The 1,240-nt window shown below is 47.6% G+C and carries 3 protein-coding genes; 1 reads left to right on the top strand and 2 read right to left on the bottom strand.

The features are described from left to right. Nucleotides 1–189: hypothetical protein (locus BLU64_RS17525; RefSeq protein ID WP_217630049.1), on the top strand; the 189-nt coding region annotated here is incomplete at its 5' end. Between the two features lie 136 nt (nt 190–325). Here the strand turns inward: BLU64_RS17525 and BLU64_RS16940 are convergent. Continuing rightward, nucleotides 326–604, bottom strand: a complete 279-nt coding sequence (locus BLU64_RS16940; RefSeq protein WP_026742073.1) for a bacteriocin immunity protein — start codon at nt 602–604, stop codon at nt 326–328. Nucleotides 605–616: 12 nt separating this feature from the next. Then, nucleotides 617–1,240: S-type pyocin domain-containing protein (locus tag BLU64_RS16935; protein ID WP_175527830.1), on the bottom strand; the 624-nt coding region annotated here is incomplete at its 5' end.

Genomic DNA, 1,240 nt, shown 5'->3' with positions numbered 1-1,240 from the left:
GCCAGTGTGCCTTCAGTCAATGTCACTTGCCCCCAAACCTGTGTCATCGTGGTGACGGCGGCTCGGGTTGCCACCGTATTTCCGGCAGACATCGCAGCGACGGGGACTGCTGCGGCGGCAACTGGCGTGATGGCTGATTTAGCCAATGGCGTCGGCGTGACTGCTATTTCCTTTGAGGACATCAGGTAATAAAGCGTTTTATACCAGGGCTCCGAGCCAGTGAGTTTACACTTTTTGGCGCTGTGATATCTTGTCTGGGGTGACTACCAACATATAAAGTCTTAGGGTGTATGGGGGCCGACAGTGATTTGTCAGCCCTACATGATCATTTTGAGTCTTTAAATAACGGAAGGCCTTGCGACTTTCGCCACCTCTTTATCTCGTTGATCACGCCTTCAGGTGAGTCATCTCGATCATCGGGTGGGTTGAAAATTAGACCGTTACCTTCTGGGTGCTCGACAATTTTGTCGAAGTGAGAAACTAATTTCTCTATGTGATTTTTTAATTCTTTACCTTTCAGATTTTTAGGGTTTTCAAAAAACTCTTTCAAAAAATCGATGAATTCATTCTCTGTATAATCGTTAATATTTTCTTTGAGTTTCATTTGTTTCTACTCTCATTTATGTATATTGATATGATTTCTAGGTGTATTAACTCTCAGGTTATCGACGTCATACACTGGGCCGTCATGTTGTATGTTCTTAACATGATGGAGCTCGAATGTTTTTCTTCCCCCGACTTGCTCTAACGGAATGGGGTAAGGTGCGTTTCCTGCCTGTATCAAAACCTGATTAGATCTTTTGAATTGTTCTAATAATTCAGGACATTCTGAAACTGCTAACCAAAATGCTTCTCTGAATGCGTCAAATGTTTTAAATTCTCTTCCACGTAGTTTATCGGCAACTTGGGCCGGTATTGGTGCGCCCAGCCCTGAACTGGCGGCGTCCAGCCATTTCCCTTCGCCGGTCAGTACTTCTCCTTGTCCAGTCACGATGCCCGGCTCATCTCTTGCTGTCGATTTCAGGTAAACATAAATCGGCTTTATGCCTGAGTCCGCTGGGAATACCAGTATCCAGTCATTGAAGTCCCGCTCATCCGGCATCGGGAACGGCGGCGTTGTGGTCTCCTCTGTGCCGTCCGGGATCGGGTGTACCAGGATGGTCGGTTGATCGATAGGGGCGACCGGCGTTTCTGTCTGCGATAGTGGCTCAGAGCCCTCCGGATTGGCGGGCGTCCAGGT

The organism is Lonsdalea quercina (assembly GCF_900107885.1).
Lineage (GTDB): Bacteria > Pseudomonadota > Gammaproteobacteria > Enterobacterales > Enterobacteriaceae > Lonsdalea > Lonsdalea quercina.
The sequence above is the reverse complement of the archived record's forward strand: the minus strand, read 5'-3'. Positions and strand labels throughout refer to the sequence as shown.

Excerpts from the sequence above, each read along its gene's own strand:
- BLU64_RS16940 (WP_026742073.1), bottom strand. The coding sequence starts at position 604 with ATGAAACTCAAAGAAAATATTAACGATTATACAGAGAATGAATTCATC.